The 16,498-nt window shown below is 67.0% G+C and carries 13 protein-coding genes and 1 pseudogene; 8 read left to right on the forward strand and 6 right to left on the reverse strand.

The window, feature by feature from the left end; translation table 11 throughout:
- Positions 1–345: 345 nt before the first annotated feature.
- The 6 genes from ACGFX9_RS15360 (at position 346) to ACGFX9_RS15385 (ending at position 7,481) form a co-directional block, all read left to right on the forward strand.
- On the forward strand, positions 346–1,971 hold the full coding sequence (locus tag ACGFX9_RS15360; RefSeq protein WP_393470859.1) for an ABC transporter substrate-binding protein: 1,626 nt from the start codon (positions 346–348) through the stop codon (positions 1,969–1,971).
- A gap of 90 nt (positions 1,972–2,061) precedes the next feature.
- Positions 2,062–2,991 carry an ABC transporter permease gene (locus tag ACGFX9_RS15365; RefSeq protein WP_393470862.1) on the forward strand — a complete coding sequence of 310 codons (930 nt, stop codon included), beginning with the start codon at positions 2,062–2,064 and terminating at the stop codon, positions 2,989–2,991.
- On the forward strand, positions 2,984–3,937 hold the full coding sequence (locus tag ACGFX9_RS15370) for an ABC transporter permease (RefSeq protein ID WP_393470865.1): 954 nt from the start codon (positions 2,984–2,986) through the stop codon (positions 3,935–3,937). The genes ACGFX9_RS15365 and ACGFX9_RS15370 overlap by 8 nt, the downstream gene beginning before the upstream one ends.
- Before the next feature lie 11 nt (positions 3,938–3,948).
- On the forward strand, positions 3,949–5,010 hold the full coding sequence (locus tag ACGFX9_RS15375) for an ABC transporter ATP-binding protein (RefSeq protein WP_393470867.1): 1,062 nt from the start codon (positions 3,949–3,951) through the stop codon (positions 5,008–5,010).
- Positions 5,003–6,154 (forward strand): ABC transporter ATP-binding protein, encoded by a 1,152-nt coding sequence (locus tag ACGFX9_RS15380; RefSeq protein WP_393470870.1) that lies wholly within the window; start codon positions 5,003–5,005, stop codon positions 6,152–6,154. The genes ACGFX9_RS15375 and ACGFX9_RS15380 overlap by 8 nt, the downstream gene beginning before the upstream one ends.
- Before the next feature lie 205 nt (positions 6,155–6,359).
- Entirely contained in the window at positions 6,360–7,481 is a 1,122-nt protein-coding gene (locus tag ACGFX9_RS15385) for an IS630 family transposase (protein ID WP_393470873.1), read from the forward strand.
- Between the two features lie 32 nt (positions 7,482–7,513).
- Here the strand turns inward: ACGFX9_RS15385 and ACGFX9_RS15390 are convergent, their stop codons facing one another.
- Positions 7,514–8,311: an inositol monophosphatase family protein gene (locus ACGFX9_RS15390; protein WP_393470876.1), complete on the reverse strand. Its 798-nt coding sequence runs from the start codon at positions 8,309–8,311 to the stop codon at positions 7,514–7,516.
- A gap of 95 nt (positions 8,312–8,406) precedes the next feature.
- On the opposite strand from ACGFX9_RS15390, the pseudogene ACGFX9_RS15395 reads away from it, so the two are divergent.
- A pseudogene (locus ACGFX9_RS15395) lies at positions 8,407–8,939 on the forward strand (SigE family RNA polymerase sigma factor).
- On the forward strand, positions 8,932–9,585 hold the full coding sequence (locus tag ACGFX9_RS15400; RefSeq protein ID WP_393470878.1) for a hypothetical protein: 654 nt from the start codon (positions 8,932–8,934) through the stop codon (positions 9,583–9,585). The pseudogene ACGFX9_RS15395 and the gene ACGFX9_RS15400 overlap by 8 nt, the downstream one beginning before the upstream one ends.
- Before the next feature lie 611 nt (positions 9,586–10,196).
- Here ACGFX9_RS15400 and ACGFX9_RS15405 read toward each other — a convergent pair.
- The 5 genes from ACGFX9_RS15405 to ACGFX9_RS15425 all read right to left on the reverse strand — a co-directional run bounded on the left by ACGFX9_RS15405 (position 10,197) and on the right by ACGFX9_RS15425 (position 16,287).
- On the reverse strand, positions 10,197–11,231 hold the full coding sequence (locus ACGFX9_RS15405) for an ABC transporter ATP-binding protein (RefSeq protein WP_393470881.1): 1,035 nt from the start codon (positions 11,229–11,231) through the stop codon (positions 10,197–10,199).
- A gap of 52 nt (positions 11,232–11,283) precedes the next feature.
- Complete coding sequence (locus ACGFX9_RS15410) at positions 11,284–12,309, reverse strand: ABC transporter ATP-binding protein (protein ID WP_361833212.1); 1,026 nt, start codon at positions 12,307–12,309, stop codon at positions 11,284–11,286.
- Positions 12,310–12,328: 19 nt separating this feature from the next.
- Entirely contained in the window at positions 12,329–13,309 is a 981-nt protein-coding gene (locus tag ACGFX9_RS15415; protein WP_393470884.1) for an ABC transporter permease, read from the reverse strand.
- Positions 13,310–13,395: 86 nt separating this feature from the next.
- The gene (locus ACGFX9_RS15420; RefSeq protein WP_393470886.1) at positions 13,396–15,180 is read right to left on the reverse strand and encodes an ABC transporter substrate-binding protein; all 1,785 of its coding nucleotides are present in this window, start codon (positions 15,178–15,180) and stop codon (positions 13,396–13,398) included.
- Between the two features lie 81 nt (positions 15,181–15,261).
- Complete coding sequence (locus ACGFX9_RS15425) at positions 15,262–16,287, reverse strand: ABC transporter permease (protein WP_393470890.1); 1,026 nt, start codon at positions 16,285–16,287, stop codon at positions 15,262–15,264.
- Between the last annotated feature and the right edge of the window lie 211 nt (positions 16,288–16,498).

Here is a 16,498-nt window from a genome sequence, read left to right on the forward strand (position 1 = left end):
ACCGCAACCGGTTTTCCTGAGCCAACTGTCCGGAATACGGACATCATTGACCGGTAGATGTGTAACACGTCCGTTTCGCAACCATCTATCTCGGATCGGTTTGTCCGGATTTTGGAAGTTGTACGCACCAGGTGTGATTGAACCGAGACCAAAAGAGTGTGGTCGGGCGGTATCTCATGGCTAATAGTTGACCGCGTATAGCTCGGGTCAATGGGTCACGCGCTGTGGGGAGCGCCGACTCACGAGCACACTGGGGTACTTCGATCTACGCGCCGTCAGGGGTGTCGGCGCGGTTTCACGTACCCCCTCTTGTAGTGAACAAGTGGACTCATGAGGAGGAACTCCATGCGTGGTGCCAAGAGCGCCAAGTGGGTTGCGATAGCGGGCGTCGTGGCGCTGACGGCAACGGCCTGCGGTGGCGACAGCGACAGCGGCGGCAACAGTGGCAAGGTCGACCCCAAGGGGATCGTCAGCTACGCCAACGGTGAGCCGCAGAACGCCCTGCAGCCTTCCAACACCATGGAGGCGTACGGCAGCGTCGTCATCGACTCGCTCTTCACGGGCCTGGTCCACTACGACAAGCAGGGCAACATCACCTACGAGAACGCCGAGTCGGTCACCCCCGACAAGGACTCGAAGGTGTGGACGGTCAAGCTGAAGGCGGGCTGGAAGTTCCACAACGGTGAGGCCGTTACCGCCAAGTCGTACGTGGATGCCTGGAACTGGGCGGCCGACCCGGCCAACGGTCAGCAGAACAGCGCCTGGTACCGCGACATCGTGGGCTACGACAAGGTGCACCCCGAGAAGGGGAAGGCCAAGTCGAAGGCGATGGAGGGCCTGAAGGTCGTCGACGACAACACCTTCACCATCACGCTGAACTCGGGCATCCCGTACTACGCGTACAAGCTCGTCTACGCGCCCTTCTACCCGCTGCCCTCGGGCGCGCTGAAGGACCCGAAGGGGTACGGCGAGAAGCCGGTCGGCAACGGCCCGTACAAGTTCAAGAGCTGGGACCACAAGAAGTCGATCCAGGTCACCGCTTGGCCGCAGTACAAGGGCTCCAACAAGCCCAAGAACGGCGGCGTGAACTTCAAGGCGTACAACAAGGACACGGCCGCGTACGCCGACCTGAAGTCGGACAACGTCGACTCCATGCCGATCGTGCCGAACAGCGAGATCGCCAACTTCAAGCAGGACTTCGGCGACCGCGCCATCGAGCAGGACTTCTCGGCGATCAACACGGTCAACTTCGCCTTCTACACGAAGCAGTGGAAGGACGTCGACGTCAAGGTCCTCCAGGGCCTTTCGATGGCGATCGACCGTGACACCATCGCGAAGACGGTGTTCAACGGCACCCGCGAGTCGGCCACCGGCTGGGTCGCCAAGGGCGTCAAGGGCTACCAGAACGACGCCTGTGGCGAGTTCTGCAAGTTCGACGCCAAGAAGGCCAAGGCCTCCATCAAGGCCGGCGGCGGTGTCCCGGGCAACGAGGTCAAGATCCAGTACAACGCCGACCAGCCGCACAAGGACTGGGTCGTCGCGGTCTGCAACTCGATCACCAACTCGACCGGCGTCAAGTGCGTCGGCGACCCGGTGACCGACTTCGCGGCGGACACGGAGATCCGTGACCAGAAGAAGGTCAAGTCGATGTACCGCTCCGGCTGGGTGCTCGACTACCCGTTCAACGGCAACTTCCTCGCCGACCTCTACGGCACGAACGTCGACGGCAACAAGGGCGGTTTCTCGGACAAGAAGTTCGACGAGCTGACCAAGAAGGCCGACGCGGCCAAGTCGATCGACGAGTCCGCGAAGCTGTACCAGCAGGCCGAGAAGCAGCTGGTCAACACCTTCCCGGGCATCCCGCTCTGGTACAACAAGACGCTCTCCGCGTACTCGAACAACGTGAAGAAGATCGAGTTCGACCAGGCCGGCGACCCGATCCTCACCGAGGTCGAGGTCTTCGAGAAGTAGCAGTCGCCGGAGTTCCGTACTCGTGAAGCGACGCCCGGCGATCCCGGGCGTCGCTTCACGGGCGGCTCCGCAATGGACGGAGGCACCACCATGGGGCGTTACGTCGCGAGGCGACTGCTCCAGATGATCCCGGTCTTCATCGGGACAACCCTGCTGATCTTCCTGATGGTCAATGTGCTGCCCGGTGACCCGGTCGCGGCGCTCTGGGGAGACAAGCCGCCGGACCCCGCACAGGTGGCGCAGATCAAGCACGACCGCGGGCTCGATCTGCCGCTGTGGCAGCAGTACTTCCACTACATGGGCGGTCTGCTGCAGGGCGATTTCGGCAATACCATCGCCGGTAACCGGCCGATCCTCGACGAGATCACGCAGGCCTTCCCGGTCTCGGCTCGGCTCGCCGCCATGGCGTGGACGTTCGAGCTCATCGTCGGCATCGGCCTTGGCGTGCTGGCCGGTGTGAAGCGAGGACGCATCCTCGACAACTCGGTGACGCTCTTCACGCTCCTCGTGATCTCCGTGCCGATCTTCGTGTTCGGCCTGTTCCTCCAGCTGATCTTCGGCAACCAGCTCGGCTGGGTGACACCGACGGTCCAGGACTCGGAGAACTTCGGCGAGCTGCTCCTGCCGGCCCTCGTGCTCGGACTCGTCGGTCTCGCGTACGTGGCGCGGCTGAGCCGCACCTCCATCGCCGAGAACCGGCAGGCGGACTACATCCGTACGGCTGTCGCCAAGGGTCTCCCGCGTAAGCGGATCATCACCCGGCACCTGCTGCGCAACTCGCTGATCCCGGTGGTCACCTACCTCGGTACGGACATCGGCACCCTGATGGGTGGCGCGGTCATCACCGAGGGCATCTTCAACGTGACCGGCGTCGGAAATCTGCTCTACCGAGCGTTGTTCCAGCGCGAGGGAGCAGTCATCGTCGGAGTTGTCACCGTCCTGGTGCTCGTGTACCTCCTCGCCAGCCTGCTCGTCGACCTGCTTTACGCGGTCCTGGACCCGAGGATCCGTTATGCCTGACATCACCAAGACCGCCGCCGCGGACGAGCAGGCCATCGTCGACGCGGACGAGGCCATCGTCGACGCGGGTGATGCGCCCGGCAAGCCGCGCAGCCTCTGGGACGACGCCTGGCGTGACCTGCGCCGCAGGCCGCTGTTCCTCATCTCGTCGGCGCTCATCCTGGTGCTGCTGCTCGTGGCGGCCTTCCCGGGCATGTTCACCAGCGCGAGTCCGAGTTCAGGCGACCTGACGCACCACTTCCTGCAGAAGCCCAGCCTCGGTCACGTCTTCCAGCCGGACTGGTTCGGCTACGACCGTCAGGGGCGCAGCATCTACGCGCGGGTGGTCTACGGCACACGCAACTCGATCATGGTCGGACTCGGCGTGACCATCCTGGTCACCCTCTTTGGCGGCCTGGTCGGCATGCTCGCCGGTTACTTCGGCGGCTTCTGGGACAGCTTGCTGTCCCGGCTCACCGACGTGTTCTTCGGCATCCCGTTCCTGCTCGGCGCGATGGTCGTGCTGAACGCCTTCGAGAAGCGCACAGCTCCGGTGATCATCGGCGCGCTGGCCTTCCTCGGCTGGACGCAGATCGCTCGTGTGATGCGTGGCGCGGTCATCACCACCAAGCACTCGGACTACGTGGTCGCGGCGCGGGCACTTGGCGCAGACACCAAGCGCATCCTGTTCCGGCACATCCTGCCGAACGCGATCGCCCCGGTGATCGTCGTGGCGACCATCAGCCTCGGCACGTACATCGTCGCCGAGTCGACGCTGTCGTACCTGGGTCTCGGCTTCGGTGACGACGCGCTCTCGTGGGGCGGCGACATCTCCGACGCCCTCAGCGACATCCGGAACAACCCGCACACGCTGATCTTCCCCGCGGGGATGCTCAGCATGACTGTGCTGGCGTTCATCATGATGGGTGACGCCGTACGCGAAGCCCTCGACCCGAAGCTGCGCTGAGGGAGGCGTAAATGACCAGCATCGACATCAAGGAAGACTCGGTTCCCGCCCCCCGCTCGGGTGAGGAAAAGAGCGGCAGGCTGCTCGACGTCAAGGACCTGCACGTCGAGTTCCACACCCGCGAGGGTGAGGTCAAGGCCGTCAACGGCGTCAACTACAGCGTGGACGCGGGCGAGACGCTCGCCGTCCTCGGTGAGTCGGGCTCCGGCAAGTCCGTGACCGCTCAGGCGATCATGGGCATCCTCGACATGCCGCCGGGGAAGATCCCGCAGGGCGAGATCCTCTTCCGCGGTCAGGACATGCTCAAGATGTCCAACGAGGAGCGCAGGAAGATCCGCGGCCGGAAGATCGCGATGATCTTCCAGGACGCGCTGTCGTCGCTCAACCCCGTGCTCTCGGTGGGCTATCAGCTCGGCGAGATGTTCCGGGTGCACGACGGGCTCGGCCGCAAGCAGGCCAAGGCCAAGGCCATCGAGCTGATGGAGCGGGTGAAGATCCCGGCCGCCAAGGAGCGGGTGAACGACTACCCGCACCAGTTCTCCGGCGGTATGCGCCAGCGCATCATGATCGCGATGGCGCTCGCCCTGGAGCCGGACCTGATCATCGCCGACGAGCCCACCACGGCTCTCGACGTGACGGTCCAGGCGCAGGTCATGGACCTCCTGGCCGATCTGCAGCGCGAGTACAACATGGGCCTGATCCTGATCACCCACGACCTCGGCGTGGTCGCCGACGTCGCGGACAAGATCGCGGTCATGTACGCGGGCCGGATCGTCGAGACGGCTCCGGTCCACGAGCTCTACAAGCGCCCCGCGCACCCGTACACGCGCGGTCTGCTCGAGTCGATTCCCCGGCTCGACCAGAAGGGCCAGGAGCTCTACGCGATCAAGGGCCTGCCGCCCAACCTGCTCCACATCCCGTCCGGTTGTGCCTTCAACCCGCGCTGCCCCAAGGCGCAGGACATCTGCCGTACGGACGTCCCGGCCCTGGTGCCGGTGACCGAGCAGGACGGCGCGGAGCTGCCGGGTCGCGGCAGCGCGTGCCACTTCTGGAAGGAGACGATCCATGGCTGAGCCGCTCAAGAAGACGGATGAGCCGCAGGACGCGATGCCGAACGTCTCCGAGGTGGAAACGGTCGACGCGGCCACCGCCGAGGAGGCCGTCGCGGCCATCGAGGCGCCGGTGGAGCGCGGCGAGCCGATCCTCCAGGTCCGCAACCTGGTCAAGCACTTCCCGCTCACGCAGGGAATCCTGATCAGGAAGCAGATCGGCGCGGTCAAGGCGGTCGACGGCATCTCCTTCGACCTCTACAAGGGTGAGACGCTCGGCATCGTGGGCGAGTCCGGCTGTGGCAAGTCCACGGTCGCCAGGCTCCTGATGACGCTGGAGCGGGCCACGGCCGGCGAGGTCTTCTACAAGGGCCAGGACATCACCAAGCTGTCGGGGCGCGCGCTGAAGGCGGTGCGCCGCAACATCCAGATGGTGTTCCAGGACCCCTACACGTCCCTGAACCCCCGTATGACGGTGGGCGACATCATCGGGGAGCCGTTCGAGATCCACCCCGAGGTGGCTCCCAAGGGCTCGCGCCGCCAGAAGGTCCAGGACCTCCTGGACGTGGTGGGCCTGAACCCGGAGTACATCAACCGCTACCCGCACCAGTTCTCGGGCGGCCAGCGCCAGCGCATCGGCATCGCGCGCGGTCTGGCCCTCAACCCCGAGATCATCATCTGCGACGAGCCGGTCTCGGCCCTGGACGTCTCCGTCCAGGCCCAGGTCATCAACCTGATGGAGAAGCTCCAGGACGAGTTCAACCTCTCGTACCTCTTCATCGCGCACGACCTGTCGATCGTCCGGCACATCTCGGACCGCGTGGGCGTGATGTACCTCGGCAAGATGGCGGAGATCGGCTCGGACGAGCAGATCTACGAGCACCCGACGCACCCGTACACGCAGGCGCTCCTGTCGGCTGTCCCGGTGCCGGACCCGGAGGCGCGCGAGGGCCGTGAGCGCATCATCCTCACCGGTGACGTCCCGTCCCCCGCGAACCCGCCCTCGGGCTGCCGCTTCCGCACCCGCTGCTGGAAGGCGGAGGCGAAGTGCGCGGAGGAAATCCCGCTCCTTGCGATCCCGCAGCGCTTCGTGGGCCAGGACACTCCGGCGGCGCATGAGTCGGCGTGTCACTTCGCGGAGGAGAAGGACGTCGTGCACGCGGCGTAGTCTCGGCGTCGGCTTTTGGCCGTACGTGATGGGGGCGCCCGGAACCACTCGGTTCCGGGCGCCCCCATTTTCGTACGTAACATCCGGGCGCCGCCGAGCGTGTCTATTGCTGTGACCGCATTGGTTCGCCGGGTTGCCGTTGGCGGTGCTGGGCCTCGGGGCGGTTGGATGTCGGGAGACGTTCGATGCTGAGCCGGGAGGCGTGGTGGCAGAGCCGGTCAAGGTCCGCAGGCTGACCGACCAGGAGGGGCAGCAGTTACAGCGGATCGTTAGGCGGGGCAGCACCAGTTCGGTGCGCTACCGGCGGGCGATGATGCTGCTGGCCTCGGCCGGCGGCAACCGGGTGCCGGTCATCGCCCAGCTCGTGGCTGCCGACGAGGACACCGTGCGCGACGTGATCCACCGGTTCAACGAGATCGGTCTGGCCTGCCTGGACCCTCAGTGGGCGGGAGGCCGTCCCCGCCAGCTCACCCCTGACGACGAGGACTTCGTCGTCCGGACGGCCACCACCCGCCCGGCCAAGCTCGGCCAGCCCTTCACTCGCTGGTCGATCCGCAAGCTCGCGGTCTACCTTCGACGCGTCCATGGCCGGGTGATCCGCATAGGCCGCGAGGCCCTGCGCTGCCTGCTCGCCCGACGCGGCGTCACCTTCCAGCGCACCAGGACGTGGAAGGAGTCCACCGACCCCGAACGTGACACCAAACTCGACCGGATCGAGCACGTCCTGGAGCGCTTCCCCGACCTCACGTTCGCCTTCGACGAATTCGGGCCGCTCGGAATCCGCCCCACCGCCGGCAGTTGCTGGACCGAACAGAGCCGCCCCAACCGCCTGCCGGCCACCTACAAGCGCACGCACGGCGTCACCTACTTCCACGGCTGCTACTCGATCGGCGACGACACGCTCTGGGGCGCCAACCACCGCCGCAAGGGCGCCGTGAACAGCCTCGCCGCGCTCCGCTCGATCCGCGCGGCCCGGCCCGACGGTGCCCCCATCTACGTGATCATGGACAACCTCTCCGCCCACAAAGGGGCCAAGTTCCGCAAATGGGCGAGGAAGAACAAGGTCGAGCTGTGCTTCACCCCGACCAACGCGTCCTGGGCGAACCCGATCGAGGCGCACTTCGGACCGCTGCGGCAGTTCACCCTGGCCAACTCGAACCACCCGAACCACACGGTCCAGACCCGTGCGCTGCACCGCTACCTGCGCTGGCGCAACGCCAACGCCCGCCACCCCGACGTCCTGGCCGCCAAACGCAGAGAGCGCGCCCGCATCCGCAGCGAAAAGGGCATCCGCTGGGGCGGACGCCCTCTCCAAGCCGCAGCTTGACCCAATCCGGCTAAACCGGTGTGGTCACAGCACTAGCTTCGGCTGCGGATCATCGACATCAGCAGCCCGTGGGTCTCGGCGTCAGCGGCGACCACAAGCCCGCGGCCTGCCTGCCCGACAGGGGCGCCGTCGATCCCAGTGACTACGCAGCCAGCGGCCCGACACACAGCGATACCGGCGGCGAAATGCACACTCCCGGACAGGTCACCACCATCGGTGACGTACGCGGCGCGCTTGCCGGACGCAACCCAGGCCAACGCCAGCGTCGTGGACACGACCCGCGGCCGGAACCGCTCGACGAACTCGGGGTGGGCCAGCAGGTCCACAGCCCGGAATCGGGGCGCGCTCGGGAACGGAGGATCCAGGTTGACGTCCACCAGTTGGGTGGCGGGCGTGGGCACCAATTGCTCATCGACCCCGCCGTACCGCACCCAGGCGGTCTCACCGTCGGTGAAGAAGACCTCGCTGCTGAACGGGTCGGCCACCGCCGCCGCCCCGTTGCGCAGCGCCACGTTGACGGCCACCAGCGTGTTGCCGACCGCGTAGTTCAGCGTGCCGCACAAGGGATCCACCAACCACCGGCGCACAGCGTCGGCTGCACCCTGCTGCCCGCCTTCCTCGCCGAGAACCGCGTCATCGGGCCGAGCAGCACGGATGACGCCGAGGATCGTCTTCTCAGCCTCCACATCGGCGGCGGTCGCGAAGTCCCCGGCGCCCTTGTCGATGCGGGTGAGCCGCTGGCCGTACATATTGCGCACCACGTCCGCGCCAGCACGTGCCCCAGCTATCGCAACCTCAGCATCGCCGGAACTCGCATATGAGTTGATCATGGCATGCAGAATATCGGGGCGAAGCCACCAACCCGGTGAACCTATGCGGTCACAGCACTATGTCGGAAGCCGAACCGAGGGACGGACGGGGGACGATGACGCAACGGATGGAAGAGCTTGACCATGCTCGGGAGTTCGACGCGTTCTACGCCGCCACCGCCAAGCGGCTGGTCGCCACGGTCTATGCGATGACCGGGGATCTGGCAGAGGCGGAGGACGCGGTGCAGGAGGCGTACGTACGGGCCTGGCAGCGATGGGAGCGGCTGACGCGGGAGGGGGACCCGCTGCCGTGGGTGCGGACGGTGGCCTCGCGGCTTGCGATCAGTACGTGGCGCCGGACCAGGAACCGGCTCCGCGCCCAGCTGAGGCACGGGCCGGTGGGTGACGTGCCCGAGCTGTCGGCGGACCGGGTGGCCTGGTGGCCGCGCTGCGTGAACTGCCGTTGCCACAGCGGCAGGCGGTGGTGCTGCATCACCTGCTGGACCTGCCCGTGGAGCAGGTGGCCCGGGAGACAGGGGCTTCCAACGGGGCTGTACGCACCCGGCTGAGCCGGGCCCGCAAGGTGCTGGGGGAGCGCCTGACCGAGACGACTGCTTTCACCGCGGAAGGGGCGGCCCGCCATGGCTGAGGTCGAGGAACTGCTGGACGAGGTCGCCGTACGGATGCCGACCGCGGCGCAGGTACGGGCGCGGGGGAGGCGGCGGACGGTGCGGCGGCGGGTGGCTCTGGGCGTGGCGGTCACGGCCGTGGTGGCGGGGGCGGCTACGTGGGTGGCGATGCCGGGAGGCGGTGAAGGGCGGGACGTGCGGCCCGCCGCCACGCCGAAGGAGAACCCGTTCATGGTGGACGGCGTGGTGCGGGTGCTGGCCCCCGAGCAGATGCCGGAGGCCGGGAAGTGGCAATGGAAGGGCGATGAGGAGGAAGACACGCGGGATCTGGCGCTGCCCGCGGTGGGCGATACGGACAGCTGCCCGCAGTCGTACGCCGTTCGGAAGGCGCCGAATCAGGTCCAGTACGGCACCAGCTACTACAGCGACAAGGGGGCCGATGCCCGGCAGCGCGTCACCGAATACGACAGCGCGTCCGTCGCGGAGGCTGAAGTGGGGCTGCTGCGCGAGGCGCTGACCGAGTGCGGCTTGCGGGAGCACGGGACGGGGGCGGACCGGTACTGGTCAGGGGTGACCAAGTCCTCGTCGTCGCTCCGGGTCGAGGTGGAGGGCTGGGGCAAGTGGGTCTCGGTGGTCGAGGTGGAAGCAGAGGAGTCCGCCCGGTGAAGCGGTAGCCTCCGGGGCTGGCGGGGCTGGCGGGGCTGGCGGGGCTGGCGGGGCTGGCGGGGCTGGCGGGACCTCCGGGGCCTCCGGGGCTGGCACGGACTGGCGGGGCTGGCACAGCCTGCGGGACTGGCACGGACTGGCGGGGCTGGCACAGCCTGCGGGACTGGCACGGACTGGCGGGGCTGGCACGGGCTGCGGTGCTGGCACGGGCTGCCGGGTCTACCGGATTCCCGGGCCCCCGCAGCCTCCGTTGCTCCCGCATCCGCCGCTGCTCAGCGATGCGGTCGAGGCAGGCGGCGGGCTTTCCCTCGCCCCTGGGCGGCTTGCGTCGGAGGCATGCGGTGGTGGTGGCAAGGGATTGCGAAGAAATTCCGGCGGAGCGCCTGCTGAGGCCTCTGGCGCGGGATTTCCCTGCACCCCCTTGATTCCCCTGATTCCATGGATTTCGTGGATTCCGTGCATTCCGTCGATCTCCGAGGCCCCTCCGAATCGGCCCCCGCCACCCGGCCCGCCCCCCCCAGAACCAGCCGCGCCCCGCTCGGGTCAAAGGGTGGGCGGATCGGTTCCGGGGCGGCGGTCCGGCGTGGAGACCTGCGTCGGAGGGGTAGCGGTCAGAGGGACTTGCGGGCCGAGGGGAGCGTCAGCTGGGTTGAGTCCTCCGGATAGTGGCACGCCGTCAGGTGCCCGCCCCGGTTGCCCTCGATCTGCACCAGCGGCGGAGCCTCCGCAGCGCACTTGTCCGTCGCCTTCCAGCAGCGCGTGCGGAAGCGGCAGCCCGAGGGCGGGTTGACCGGGGACGGTACATCTCCCGTCAGCAGGATGCGCTCGCGGCGCGGGGTGTCGTCCGGGGTTGCCTCAGGGACGGCCGACAGGAGCGCCTTGGTGTAGGGGTGGCGCGGGTTGCCGTAGAGGTCCTCGCGGTCCGCGATCTCCACGATCCGGCCCAGGTACATGACGGCGACCCGCTGCGAGAAGTGCCGTACCACCGCCAGGTCGTGGGCGATGAACAGGAAGGCGATGCCCAGGTCCCTCTGGAGCTGCTGGAGAAGGTTCACCACCTGCGCCTGGATGGAGACGTCGAGCGCCGAGACAGGTTCGTCCGCCACGATCAGCTTCGGCTCAAGGGCCAGTGACCTGGCCACACCGATGCGTTGGCGCTGGCCGCCCGAGAACTCGTGCGGGAAGCGGTTGTAGTGCTCGGGGTTGAGGCCGACCGTCTCCAGGAGCTCGCGGACGCGCGCTTCCCGCCCGCCCGCCGGGTGGATGTCGTTGACCTCCATCGGGCCTGAGATGATCTTGCCGACCGTCTGCCGGGGGTTCAGCGACGCGTACGGGTCCTGGAAGATCATCTGGATCTCCGAGCGGACCGGCGCCAGCTGCTTGCGCGTGGCGTGCGTGATGTCCTGCCCGCGGTACGAGATCTTCCCGGCCGTCGGCTCCAGGAGGCGCGTGATCAGGCGGCCCGTCGTCGACTTGCCGCAGCCGGACTCGCCGACCAGGCCCAGGCTCTCGCCCTCGGCGACGGTGAAGTCCAGGCCGTCCACCGCCTGCACGGCGCCGATCCTGCGCTTGAACGGAAAGCCGCCCATGACCGGGAAGTGTTTGGTCAGCCCGGCGACGTCCAGGAGGGGAGTGCTGTCGCTCATAGTGGTCAAGTCCAGTCTCTTGTACGTCGGTCGGTGCGCGTGCCCGGGTGCGTCAGTCGGTGCGCGTGCCCGCGAAGTCAGCGAAGAATTGCGTCCGCTGTTCCGCCGTGAGGTGGCAGGCGGCGCCACGGCCGTCGGTCAGTTCCAGGAGTGGCTGCTCGTCCGTGCAACGCCCTCCCCCGACCTGCTCGGTGAACGCGCACCGCGGGTGGAAGCGGCAGCCGGAGGGCGGGTTGAGGAGGCTGGGAGGCGTGCCCGGGATCGGCGAGAGCGGCACGTCCACCGGGCCTTCCAGCGAGGGCATGGAGCCCAACAGGCCCCAGGTGTAGGGGTGCTGAGGCGCCCGCAGGACCTCCTTCTTGGTGCCGCGCTCCACGCACCGGCCGCCGTACATCACCAGGACGTCGTCCGCGATGTCGGCGATGACGCCCAGGTCGTGCGTGATGAAGATGATCGACGTGCCGAACTCCTGCTGCAGGTCCTTCAGGAGGTCCATGATCTGCGCCTGGACCGTCACGTCGAGCGCCGTCGTCGGTTCGTCCGCGACCAGCAGGGCCGGGTTGCAGACCAGCGCCATCGCGATCATCGCGCGCTGGCGCATGCCGCCGGAGAACTGGTGCGGGTAGTCGTCCACGCGCAGGTCGGGCTGGGGGATGCCGACCTTCGTCAGCATCTCGATCGACCGGGCACGGGCCTCCTTCTTGGAGGCGCCGGTGTGCTTGCGGAACGTCTCGCCGATCTGCCGGCCGATGGTGTGGTACGGCGAGAGCGAGGCGAGCGCGTCCTGGAAGATCATCGCCATCTTGTTGCCGCGCAGCTGCTCCAGCTCCCGCTCGGTCGCGACGAGGAGATCCTGGTCGTCGAGCCGGATCTCGCCGTCGATGGCGGTGCTGTCCTTGTGGTGCAGGCCCAGGATGGCGAGGTTGGTCACCGACTTGCCGGAGCCGGACTCACCGACGATGCCGAGGGTCTTGCCCTTCTCCAGGTCGAAGTCGAGGCCGTCCACGGCCTTGACCATGCCGTCCTCGGTGGAGAAGTGGACGCGCAGGTCGCGTACGGACAGGAAAGGGGTGCTCATCAGATCTCTCTCCTGAGCCCTAGGCGAGGCGCACGCGCGGGTCGATCAGCGCGTACAGGGCGTCGACGATGATGTTGAAGATGACGATCGCGGCGGCCGCCACTAGGACCACCCCGAGCAGCAGCGGCAGGTCGCTGGTGTCGACCGCCTTCACCGACAGCTCGCCGATGCCGTGCAGGGCGAAGGTCTTCTCGGTGATGATCGCGCCGCCGAGGAGCACGCCGAGATCGAGGCCGAAGATCGTGACGATCGGGCCCATGGCGCCGCGCCAGGCGAAGCGGAAGAAGACCGTGCGGCGCGAGAGCCCCTTGGCGCGAGCCGTGCGGACGTAGTCCTCGCTCATTGTCTCGACCAGCTGCGAGCGGGCCATGCGTGTGTAGTTCGCGGTGAAGATGAGCGCGAGCACGAGCCAGGGGATCAGCAGTCCGGAGAACCACTTGGCGGGGTTCTCCGAGATGGGTGTGTACGTGGGCCGGTCCAGCAAGTGCAACTGGTCGGTGAGGAGGTACACGGCGAAGACGCCGACGACGTAGATCTGCATCGAGGACGCGACGAGCGATGCCGATGACGCGATCTTGTCGAGGGCCTTGCCCTGCTTGACGGCGGCCAGCATGCCGGTGCCCACACCGAAGACGACGAACACGACCGCGGCGCCCATCGAGAGGGAGACGGTGGTCGGGAAGCGGTCGAGGATGGTGGCGAGGACGGGCTCGCGGTTACGGAACGAGTAGCCGAGGCAGGGCGCGTCACAGAAGCCGTACGAGTCGTAGTCGCGGCCGACGAACAGGCCCTCGAACCAGTGCCAGTACTGCACGGGCAGCGGATCGGCGATCCCCAGGTTGTGCTTCACCAGCGCCAGCGTGTCCGGCGGGCAGACCTTGCCGCAGGCCAGGCGCGCGGGATCGCGCGGGGCTGCGTAGAAGAGGAGGAAGACGATCGCGCTGATGACCAGCAGGATCACCGCGCCGCCGATGATGCGGCGAATGAGGAAGCGGAGCATGGCAGTTGGGATTCCTGACGGATGCCGTTAGGGAGGTGGGGGCCGGGGCGGGCTTTCCCCGTGGGGAGCCCGCCCCGGGGCGGGCGTCAGGCCTTGACGTACGTCTTGCAGAGCAGCGTCGCGGCGAACTGCGGGTCGTGGATGGCGCCGCCGACCTTGGAGCCGTGCAGGTACCAACGGCGCTGGTAGGTCTCCGGGATGATCGGCACGACCTCCTTCATGATCCGCTTGTCGAGCGCGGCCCAGGCCTTGCCGGCTTCCTTCGGGTCCGCGATGACGGCGTTCTTCTTGATCGCCTCATTGATCCAGGGGATGTCCACCTGCGAGATGTTGTTCTGGCCGTCACCGATCGCCGAGCCGTCGAAGAGCGGCTGGATCAGGGTGTAGGCGGTCGGCCAGTCCGGGGACCAGCCGAACCACATCACGTCGAACTTGTTGTCCAGGCGCTGTGCCTGGTCGTAGAAGTCCGTCGAGTTGAGCGGCTTGATGACCGGGTCGAAGCCCGCGGCCTTCAGGTTCTTCTCGATGACGATCTTGGTCTTGTCGTACGTGGGGCGCCGCGGGAAGGCGTAGACGATCTTGGTGCCGAGCTTGCCGGCCTTCTTCAGGATCTCGTGGGCCCGCTTCACGTCGCCCTCCGGCTTGTCCAGCTTGCCGTAGAGGTCGAACTTCTCGCGGCCCAGGATGTCGGGGCTGAGGATCGTCGTCGCGTAGTCACCCGCGGAGGTGCCGCCGTAGATCTTGCGGCTCTGCTCAAGGGGCCAGGCGATGAGGAGGGCCTTGCGCACTTCGAGGTCCGTGACGCGCTTCATGTTGATGGCGAAGTAGTAGGTGCCCGACGAGAGGCCGTTGAAGCTGCGCTCCTTGATGTCGGGCGTGGTGAGCACCTTCTGCATGCGCTCGGCGGGGATGGGCTCGTAGATGGCGACCATCTGCTGGTCGTTGCCCTGGTCCGCGATGAAGCGGTCGTTGGACTCCAGGCCGGTCGGCCCGAACTCGAACTCGAAGCTGTCCGGGTAGGCGTTGCGGATCGGGTCGGTCTTCGGGTCCCAGTGCTTGTTGCGCGTCAGCGTCATCGACTTGTCGATGGTGCGGTGCTTGACGATGTACGGGCCGCAGGAGAAGGGCGCCTTGTCGTACTTCTCCTTGGTGTCGTGCTTCACGGGCGTCGCCGCGTACGAGTGCATCGCCAGCGTGAAGTTGAACTCCGGGCGGGCTTCCGCCAAGTGGAAGGTGATGGTCTTCTTCGCCTTGTCGGTGACGATCGAGTCCAGGTGCTTGCCCTTGTACGGCCCCTCGTACGCGTCACGCCACTTGCCGCCCTTGCCCGTCAGCGCCTGCTGGGCGTAGATGGCGCCTTCGGTGATGAACGGGGCCCAGCCACGCTCGAAGCCGTGCCGGACGTCGTCGACCGTGAGCTCGCTGCCGTCCTGCCACTTCAGGCCGTCCTTGAGCGTGAAGGTCCAGGTCTTGTTGTCGTCGGACGGGGTGCCCGCGTCGGTGGCGAGGTCGCCGACCAGGGTCTGATGGCCCTTCATGTCGGTGTAGTAGCCGGTGAGGGCGCGCGCGTAGAGGTTGGCGAAGGAGGAGTTGTACGCGAAGTAGATGCGCTGCGGGTCCAGGTGCGACGCGTCGTCCTCGGCGACGCCGTAGATCGTGCCGCCCTTCTTCCCGCCGGGGACCTCGGGCGCGGGCCCGGTCGAGTCCTCCTTGGTGCCGATCTTCACGGTCGCGTTCGTGTACTCGGTGGTACCGCCGTGCGATCCGCCCTTGCCGCCGCCCGAGTCGCCGCTGCTGCATGCGGACAGGACGAGCGAGCCGCCCGCTGCCACGGACGTCGAGATGAGGAGGTTTCTGCGTGAAATTGCCATGTGGCTACCAACCCTGAGTGAAGGAGTAAGAGCGGAGGCGGACCGGCACAGCCCCGTCGCGCGTGCCGGTCCCGGGGAGTGTCAGCGTTTGGTCTTCGGGTCGAGCGCGTCGCGCACCGAGTCGCCGAGGAGGTTGAAGGCCACCACGAAGATCACCATGGCGAGGCCGGGGAACACCATGAAGGTGATGTCGTCCTGGTAGTACTTCGAGCCGTTCTGGATCATCACTCCCCAGTCCGGCGTGGGCTCCTCGAGTCCGACACCGAGGAAGGCGAGTCCCGCCTCGGCGGTGACGAACAGGGGCAGCGCGAGCGTCGCCTGGATCAGGATCGGCGTCCACAGATTGGGCAGCAGCTCCTTGAAGATGATGCGCGCCGGAGACGCCCCCGTGACCTTGGCCGCCTCCACGAACTCCCGCTCGCGCAGGGCGAGTACCTCACCACGCAGCAGGCGGGCCATGGGGGCCCAGCCGAAGGCGGTCATCACCGTGATGAGGCTGGTGACGGTCAGCCAGAGCGGGATCTTGTCCTCGGGGCTGACCAGGATCGAGATCATCACCGGGAAGAAGGCGATGTAGAAGAGCGTGGAGGGGAAGGCGAGCAGGATGTCGATGACCCGGCCGATGAGGTAGTCGGTCTTGCCGCCGAGGTATCCGGCGGTGACGCCGACCGTGATCCCGAGCAGTGTCACCAGGATCGTCGTCACGGCCGCGATCAGAAGGGAGTTGCGGATCCCGTAGAGGAGGAACGTGAAGACATCCCGGCCGAGCACCGGCTCGACGCCGAACCAGAAGTTGCCGTCGATGCCGCCGTTGGGCTTGACCGGGTAGTTGAAGTCGTTGAGCAGCCCTGGCTGGTCAAGTCCGTAGGTGTCGTACGGGTTCTTTCCGTACACCGCCGCGATCAGCGGCGCGCAGAGCGCGATGACGAAGAAGAAGAGCACCACCCACGCGGCGATGACGCCCGACCTGTCTCTCTTGAACCGCGTCCACGCGAGTCGGCCAGGTGAACGGCCTTTGCTGCCCTGGTTCTTGGGCGAGCCTGGTATGCCGTCAGTTTCGTCCGTCACTTCAAGTGCGGCTGAGGCGGCGGATGTCGGAGTGGTCATGGCGCTCCTGGGTGGCCCGATGGGGTCGTGGGATTCCGCAGGAGGAAAGTCCCCACGGGCTGGGCGCGACCTTCGCAAGGCATTTATGGCGCGGTCAATGAATCCTGTTCCTCCTTGGAGGGCTCTTGAGATCCTTGGCTAGAACTTGACTGTAGGTATGGGTGGTATTTGCCTTCGCGTAATCAAGCGTGATGGACAAGCCGGGGTGTTC

The organism is Streptomyces sp. NPDC048436, assembly GCF_043200355.1.
GTDB lineage: Bacteria > Actinomycetota > Actinomycetes > Streptomycetales > Streptomycetaceae > Streptomyces.